Source organism: Hymenobacter sp. AT01-02, from assembly GCF_000961955.2.
Lineage (GTDB): Bacteria > Bacteroidota > Bacteroidia > Cytophagales > Hymenobacteraceae > Hymenobacter > Hymenobacter mucosus.
This window is the reverse complement of record NZ_JZIR02000093.1, coordinates 1-8,165: the sequence shown is the minus strand read 5'-3', so window position 1 is coordinate 8,165 and position 8,165 is coordinate 1. Positions and strand designations below refer to the sequence as shown.

Annotated in this window: 7 protein-coding genes; 4 read left to right on the top strand and 3 right to left on the bottom strand. The window is 52.1% G+C overall.

The window, feature by feature from the left end:
- Window positions 1-327 precede the first annotated feature (327 nt).
- The gene (locus VI25_RS19745; RefSeq protein WP_316934383.1) at window positions 328-909 is read left to right on the top strand and encodes a hypothetical protein; all 582 of its coding nucleotides are present in this window, start codon (window positions 328-330) and stop codon (window positions 907-909) included.
- 50 nt (window positions 910-959) lie between these two features.
- Here the strand turns inward: VI25_RS19745 and VI25_RS25295 are convergent, their stop codons facing one another.
- The 3 genes from VI25_RS25295 to VI25_RS19740 all read right to left on the bottom strand — a co-directional run bounded on the left by VI25_RS25295 (window position 960) and on the right by VI25_RS19740 (window position 4,817).
- Complete coding sequence (locus tag VI25_RS25295; RefSeq protein WP_161806992.1) at window positions 960-1,130, bottom strand: hypothetical protein; 171 nt, start codon at window positions 1,128-1,130, stop codon at window positions 960-962.
- 749 nt (window positions 1,131-1,879) lie between these two features.
- Window positions 1,880-2,473 (bottom strand): helix-turn-helix domain-containing protein, encoded by a 594-nt coding sequence (locus tag VI25_RS29045; RefSeq protein ID WP_072144867.1) that lies wholly within the window; start codon window positions 2,471-2,473, stop codon window positions 1,880-1,882.
- 568 nt (window positions 2,474-3,041) lie between these two features.
- On the bottom strand, window positions 3,042-4,817 hold the full coding sequence (locus VI25_RS19740; protein WP_045690237.1) for a murein L,D-transpeptidase: 1,776 nt from the start codon (window positions 4,815-4,817) through the stop codon (window positions 3,042-3,044).
- A gap of 299 nt (window positions 4,818-5,116) precedes the next feature.
- Between VI25_RS19740 and VI25_RS19735 the strand changes: the two genes are divergently transcribed.
- The 3 genes from VI25_RS19735 to VI25_RS19730 all read left to right on the top strand — a co-directional run bounded on the left by VI25_RS19735 (window position 5,117) and on the right by VI25_RS19730 (window position 8,068).
- Window positions 5,117-6,772, top strand: a complete 1,656-nt coding sequence (locus VI25_RS19735; RefSeq protein ID WP_316934385.1) for a hydrolase/aminopeptidase — start codon at window positions 5,117-5,119, stop codon at window positions 6,770-6,772.
- A complete protein-coding gene (locus VI25_RS27245) occupies window positions 6,697-6,939 on the top strand; it encodes a leukotriene A4 hydrolase C-terminal domain-containing protein (protein ID WP_316934384.1) in 243 nt (80 codons plus the stop codon). Before VI25_RS19735 ends, VI25_RS27245 begins: the two co-directional genes overlap by 76 nt.
- Window positions 6,940-7,129: 190 nt before the next feature.
- Window positions 7,130-8,068, top strand: a complete 939-nt coding sequence (locus tag VI25_RS19730; RefSeq protein ID WP_045690238.1) for a cyanophycinase — start codon at window positions 7,130-7,132, stop codon at window positions 8,066-8,068.
- The last annotated feature ends 97 nt before the right edge of the window (window positions 8,069-8,165 follow it).

Below are 8,165 nucleotides of genomic sequence, written 5' to 3'. Positions count from 1 at the left end.
TGGCGGCGGCCGCTCACAAGGCCAGCAGTCTGCCCGTAGCGGCGAACGAGCGGGCGGTGGGCAGCGCGCCGGCGCGCCAGCCGGAGGCCGCACCAGTGGTGGTGGCAACGGTGGTGGACGCCGCCGCTCCCGCAGTAGCAACACTGGGCGCTAAAGCTCGAGGAAATCCTTAGTAACCAAAAAGGCTGGTTAGAAGCTCGCATGTTGCGTTTCTAACCAGCCTTTTCTGATGCGGAAGTTGATAGGCATGCTGGAAACAAAACGGCGGCCAAATACCTTTAGAAGGTGCAGTGGTTCTGCTTCCGTTTTATCTCATCTTCTTTCCTTATGGCTCAGCGCACTCTTGCCGTTATCCAAGCCCTACGTGATACGGCGCACCGACTTGCCACCCAGGCTCCCTACCAGTGGGGGCATATGGGCAGTTGCAATTGTGGTCACTTGGCCCAAACGGTTACTAAGCTCACCAAAGCGGAGATTCATGCCCGCGCTATGCAACGCTACGGCGACTGGGAGCGGCAGCTAATCGACTACTGCCCTACCAGCGGACTACCCATAGACGTTACGATTGATGAAATGCTGGCATTGGGCTTTACCCGTCAAGACCTCACTCACCTAGAGCGTCTTTCTGATCCTACCATCCGGCGAGCTATTCCCTTCGAGCAACGCAATGCCTTACGCCACAACCAGCGGGATGATGTGGTACTCTATCTGCGCACTTGGGCGGATTTATTGGAAGCTGACTTGCTGGACAGCATTAGCTTGCCTAGCCTAACATCCTCAGCAGCGCCTGCACCTATAGCTGCGCTTCTTCCCGCGGCTAGTAGGTCCATTAGCGCACCTCATTCACCAAGCGGAAAAGCCCCACCGGCTCAGAGCCGGTGGGGCTTTTCTGTGTTTATACTGTATTAGCAGTTGCTACCACCCTACCAGTGAAATGATGTTCACTGGCAACAATCTATTTAGTAGTTCACGTTGCTGCGCTGAGCTTCCCGGTACCCTTCTGGGCGGTGGCTGCGCTTGTAGGCAGCATCAGCATTAGGATCTTTTTCCGCATCGGGAGCTTGCGAGCAGGACGACAGGAAAAGCGAGGCGCCAGCGGCGAACAGGAAGAGCAGACGGAAATTTTTCATGGCCCAAAGGTAAGCACCTACTCGAAAAACGCCAAGCTAGTCCGTGGGTTACTAACGGCAGTTTTCTGCTCTATATCACCTACCACAGCCAACAACCTTAAGTTACAATACGAATGTAAATAACTTACGCAGGTTAGGCCCAGCACATTTGTATACACAGTCACTGTACTCTGCCTGCCCACACTAGCCCCTAAAATTGCTAGACCAGCTGTACAAATACGTGTATACAATTTTGCTCTTCTGCAATCCTAGCTTGTTCGTTTTGCGTTTTTGTATTAAGCGCTTGCACAGAGCTTAAAATGCCAAAATAAGTAGCTCATCATTGCTAAAACAGCATTGTATTTTACCAGAACATTAGACGGATAAAATATTTAGCATTCTATACCCTATATACCACCTCTTTTCTAAAAAAATCATCAAGCTCGTCCATATAACTAATCCTATTATATACACCAATAACACAAGAAACGCTTAACCTAATCTAACACTACACCTTTTAGCATATAACTATCTGATATATAAATCAATATCTCACATACAATCCCCTATCTAGCAAGAATATTAGCACCTAATCAGTTTTCACTATACCTGAATTATGAAGCTAGTTTATAGATAAGCAGCACGGAGTATATAAGCTGTTTGCTAGCACTACTGCAGCACTAGTTAGCCACCATGACAACTTGTATCCAATCTTGATTCGGCTGCGCAGCAGGTATTGCTTAGCTTGCCTTACTGGCCTGTAACCTGACCTACACAGCCTCAGGCTGGTAATCGGAAAATGTGCCGTCTTGATAGAAGATCACGATGCGACGGATGCGCTTGCCTGGCTCTGCTATACCAACAAGCAGGTCTGAATTCGGCGTTTGAGCAGGAGTTTGAGGCAGGGAAACACGTGCCGTAGGTGCTACTCTTGAAGTGCTGCTCTCACGAGCTGACATGCTTGGGGTACTAACAACTTCTGCATCGCTTTGAACTACTACGGCAGGCTGAGGCTCGGACTGTAGGGGCTGCGTCGCGCTAGCTACCGTTTCCGGCTCTTTTAGGGGCGGTTGCGGAGGTATTGTAGATGCTACTGTCGTTGCTGGCCGGGGTGCACGAGTTCTGCTCTGAGCTAATACGGGCTCCGCTGGGGCTGCTTCTTTCATTGCCCCACTACCTGTTAGCAACCAGGACAGGGCTATATCTGGAAATGCTGCCACTATTTTCTGCACAACTTCTAAGCTAGGCTTGTTGCGCCCGCTAAGAATATGGCTAATAACTGGCCGGGAAACCTGAATGGCGTCCGCAAACTGAGTGGGTGTAAGCTCGTGGGAGTGCAGTATCTCCCGAATTCTGTCGACCATACAACTGGATGTATTACAAATGTACTACGCTTTTCCTAGTAGTCACTGTATCCAACAGTAATATGAGACCCCAGCCCGTTAATTACAATTGTATTAACAAGCTGTATGATATCTTATATCAGTTTACATATGTAAAACAATTGTAAACTGATATAAGATATCATCCCTGTTGCTAGTTAGGCTACAGATCAAGTTAAGCAGCGACCTACTATCTGAGCGGTTAAGGCCTAATGGATGGCATAATGCTTCGCAGCAAAATATTGCTGGTTATAGTATGGAGCTATATTCTGTTGCTTATAGCGTGATTGGCTCGCATGCTCTACTAAGGGCGCTGCACTTATGGCGGCTATCATCATCTACCCTTTCGCTCCCGTCTGGTTGTCTATACTGGGTGCCGTGCAGTAAAGAGATGCATTTGCTCTTCTTATCACTCGATGCTTGTTAGCCTAGTATTACAAGGTTAGCGAGGCTAACCTTGCCGAAAAAACTAGTGCTCCTTCCCATTGCTATAGTAGCTACAGAAAGGAGCACGTTGAGTTGAGGCAAGTAGCTTACGTAAGTAGCCCCTTTAGTTGTTAAAATACTCTTTGGCCAATGCCTTATCGTGGCCGTAGATATCGTCGCGGAAGTGAAGTTTGCCACTCTCGTCAACCCATGTAGTGAAGTAAACCAAGTACACGGGCAGTTTCTCCGGCAGGGTAATATACTTCTCACGACGGCCAGAAATGGTATCTAAGATGGCCGTGCGGTCCCAGCCCGGTTTGTCGCGAAGCAGATACTCAGCTAGCTTGATAGGTTCAGCTACCCGTACACAACCATGACTAAAGCCGCGCTTGTTCTGGCTGAACAGTTCATCGTGAGGAGTGTCGTGCAGGTAGATGTCGTTAGAGTTCGGGAAGATAAACTTCACGTCACCCAAGTCGTTTTTCGGGCCAGGACGACGGCGTAATGTGTACTTCCACGTTTTGTTTGTGAGGTTCGCCCAGTCGACGGTGGAGGGGTCAATGGGGGTAGCTTTGGCACCCCACCCCTTTACTACTTCCATGTCCAAACGGTCGAGCGTGCCTTGTGGATCAGCCGCTAGTTTAGGGCGTAGCTCTTTATCGATGATGCTGAAGGGGACGTTCCAATAAGGAGCCAATACGACGAACTCCATCTTGTCGCTAAACACGGGTGTAGCGTTTAACGCCTTGCCCACAATTACACGCATATTGAACGCTTCCTTGTTATCCTCCATCACGTGGAGGGTATAATCAGGGATGTTTACTAGCAGGTAATTGGGCTCAAATTTCTTCGGGATCCAGCGCCACCGCTCCATGTTCAAGATGATCTGGTCGATGCGTTGTGATACCGGAACATTGAGTAAACGTAGGGTCTCACCGGCTACAATGCCATCTGCCTTTAGTCCGTTTTCCTGCTGAAAAGCTTTCACTGCGACCACCAGCTCGGCGTCGTATTTTGGTGTGACAGCAGTAGCCGTGCTAGGCTGGCCCGGCTTATTTGCTACTGGCTGCACTGGTGTTTCAGTAGCCGCAGGAGTGGCCGGAGCCGACGCGCTAGCACCCAATAGGCGAGTGCGCAAGGTGGCTACTACTGGTGAACTAGCCCCGGGCACCAAACGAGTACCAGCAGGTAAAACCGGCCAACCACCATTGCGTTGCAGGATGCGGTAGTCAGCCAATGCCTGTTTCAGGCGGTCGTATTCGGGGTGTAAGGGCTCAAAATCATAGTACCCATAGGTGCTTTCCCGTTCCTTAAGAATGGTCATTAGCGCCTTATGCAACTTGATTTTGTTACGCTTGACATTCCAATCGATACTCTTAACGGAGCGCGGGTCTACCGTGCCTCGATAAAAGTCAGAGGCATAGTTAAAGTACGTGCCCGACAAGGCCACATCAATCTCCTTTTCGAGCGCATTGCGCTTGGTGGAGTCTGATTGTGCATCCTTCAAACTAGCAAATAGCTTATTGAAGTCCTTGGTTTTGTATTCTTTAGGATCGAGGCCTTCGTCGGCTGCCTTGTTGATTACGCCGAGCATAGTCTCGGCTTGAGGCACTAGTTCATGATTACGGAACCATCCTAATCGGAAGTCGCGTGCTCGATAAAACTTCTTTGCCCATTCAATTTGATCTTTGAATTTAGGCTCAGTGCTCATGTACTTCACAATGTATACGCTGTCGAGCTTGGGCTGCGCCCCGCCGGCTTTGGTAACGCCGCCGGGAAGAGCATCCTTGATCTGCTCCTTCTGGTCCTGGCTGCACGACACGGTAGACGTGAGGAACAGCAGGCCCAGCAGCCAGCAGCATACAGTGGTGAAAAAAGAAAAACGGAAGTTGACGTTCATGCGGATGAGAAAGGAGATGTAAACGACAGTAGCTCCGGCTGCGAGGTAGGCAAAAAACCGACCAAGTACCTAAGCCAACTTGTGGCGTTTTACTGCTTTCGGCGCTGTTGAGTTGCCAGCACAGAGTTTCTCCTCTCTGCTGCAAGTTAGCAGATTTCATTTGACCTTCTACTATCCGTCGTTCCTCATACAGAAAGCGGGAAGTCAACTGCTGCCCGGCTAGCAGGTAGTGGTTTGCCGTACGCGGACGGAGGCCCCAACTATCTTTGGCCTAGCTTGGCCCGACATCTTTTCTTTTCATTCAACTCAACTATGCCCGACTCTGCCTGCCCTTCACCCCCGACCCGCACAGCTACGCTCGGCCCGCCGATGTAAGTGTCCGCCACTTATCCCTGCACTTATCTGTCGACTTTGCTTCCCGTACCCTGGCGGGGCATGCTACGTGGCAACTGCATAACCAGGTGGGCGCAACCGAACTGATACTAGACACCCGAGCCCTCGCAATTGAGGAGGTACTGCTAGGAAGCTCGACGGGAGAAGCCACCCCCTTCACTCTGGAAGCTAATGATGCCGTGCTGGGTCAACCGCTGCATATCACCATCCGGCCCGATACAACCACCGTGACAATTCGCTACCGCACTACCCCGGGTGCGGCTGCGTTGCAGTGGCTAGCCCCGGAGCAAACCGCTGGTCAGGAGCAGCCCTTTCTGTTTACGCAGTCGCAGGCTATCCTGGCGCGCACCTGGATTCCGTGCCAGGACTCCCCAGGTGTCCGATTCACGTACGAGGCGCAGGTGCAGGTCCCTCCTCACCTACTGGCCTTGATGAGCGCCGAGAACCCAATGGAACGCTCCCCCAGCGGCAAATATAGTTTCCGTATGGAGCAACCTATTCCGGCTTACCTCATGGCCCTCGCCGTGGGTGACCTAGAATTTCAAGCTTTGAGTTCTCGTACCGGAGTGTACGCCGAACCAGTGACTCTCCCGACCGCCGCCAACGAATTTGCGGAACTCGAGGAGATGGTGGGTACTGCCGAGGAATTATATGGCCCCTACCGCTGGCAACAGTACGACCTGCTGGTATTACCTCCCTCCTTTCCGTTTGGAGGCATGGAGAATCCTCGTTTAACATTTGTGACGCCTACGATTCTAGCCGGAGACCGTAGCCTAACCAGCTTGGTAGCCCACGAGCTGGCTCACTCTTGGAGCGGAAACCTAGTAACCAACGCTACCTGGAACGACTTCTGGCTAAACGAAGGCTTTACGGTGTACTTCGAGCGTCGTATCATGGAGAAGCTATATGGGCGCCCCTACTCCGACATGCTGCAGGTGCTGGGTTATACGGGGTTGCTGCACACAGTGCAAGAACTAGGCGCCACTAGCCTAGATACTCACCTGCACTTGGACCTGGCGGGCCGGGACCCCGACGAGGGACTAAATGAAATTGCCTACGAAAAGGGTGACTACCTCCTACTCACCCTCGAACACTTAGTAGGGCGGGCCGCGTTGGATTCCTTTATCAGGGAGTACTTCGCACGGCACAGTTTCCAGAGTATGGACACGGTCCGCTTCACGGAGTACTTAAAGAAGGAGCTCCTTGACCACCACCCCGGGGTAGCAGAACATGTGCAGCTAAACTTGTGGATCAATGGGCCGGGGATTCCGGCTGGGGCGCCCCCAGTCTCGTCGGAGCGGTTTGCGCAGGTGGATGCCGCCCTGCACCAGTGGCAGAATGGTACCGCCGCTCGCGAGTTGAGCACAGCGCAGTGGAGCAGCCATGAGTGGGTACACTTCCTGCATGGGCTACCGGCCCGCCCTAGTACCGAGCAGCTTACTGAGCTAGATGCCGCCTTCGGCTTCACGCAGTCGGGCAACGCGAGATACTGGCCGCTTGGTTTCCGCATACCATTGCGGCCAGCTACTCGCCAGCAGATGAAGCTCTGCAACAGTTTCTGATCCGGGTAGGACGGCGCAAATTTCTAGTGCCGCTCTATAAAGGGCTCTTGGCGGTACCTGGAGGCCCCGAGCGCGCCCGTCGTATCTATGCTCAGGCGCGGCCCAACTACCACGCTGTAGCCACAGTTACATTTGATGCGCTGCTGGGTTATCCCGCCGAGGCATAGCAGATTTTTAAAGCTGGTACCGACTTTATCGTCGTACATTTTGTTTCTTACCATGAAGCGGCTCACCCAACCTGTTTTCGGGCGCACTCGTGCGCTACTACTGGTTGGGTGAGCTGCCTTCATGGCCCGAACCTTGCTTGCGTGAGACCGGGCTTTTTCCCATGTGTATTGCTTAAGCTGCTTGTTTGCATTGAAAAACTCAAAACCGCTCGGTAAGCTCATTGCCATTGGGGGCAATGAAGACAAGGGCACCTACCCGAATCCGCGCACCAAAAAGAAATACTACCTCAACTTCTTCGAATTAGGTATCCTCAAGCGCGTCGTGTTGGAGTCGGGCAAGGAAGACCCGCAGATTGAGGTTATCACCACGGCCTCCATGATTCCGGAGGAGGTAGCCCGTGTGTACGTGTCCTCCTTCACCATGCTCAACTGCAACAATGTCCGCATCATGGACATTCGCACCCGTGAAGATGCCCTACTCCCCGAGTACACCGAGCGACTACGCCACGCCGATATCGTTATGTTCTCGGGCGGCAACCAGTCGCGCCTCACGGAAATGTTTGGCGATACGGAGTTTCTCCGCACTCTTACGGCGCGCTACTATGAACAGCCAAACTTTGTCATAGCAGGAACCAGTGCCGGAGCCGTAGCTATGTCGCGCACTATGATTAAGGGTGGCAGCGTACCGGATGCGCTCATGAAAGGTGCTGTGAAGATGGGAACTGGCCTTGGCTTTGTTGAAAACGTGGTCATTGACTCCCACTTCGTAAAGCGCGGCCGCTTCGGTCGCTTGATTGAAGCAGTAGCCCTGCACCCCAAGCTCATTGGCATTGGGCTGGGCGAAGACACGGGTGTACTCATCACCGAAGGCAATCAACTCGAAACCATTGGCTCTAACCTGGTCATCATCATGGATGGTCACAAGCTGGAGCATAACAATGCTGCGGCCGCCAAAAAGGGTGAGGCCATCTCCATTGAAAGCATGCAGCTACACGTGCTGGTGAAAGGCAACGTGTATGACATCAACCAACGCGAGTTCTATCCCAACCTAAAAATTCGTCAACAAGCCGCTGAATCCATCCGCATGACGGCGGGTCAGGATGCCAACGCTCCTGTTTCGGAGGGCTGAGGTTACTTCAGACACTAAAAAAGGCCTTCTCGCTAGCGAGAAGGCCTTTTTTAGTGTCTGAAGACTGACAATTTTACTACCTCATCTACTCCTTATA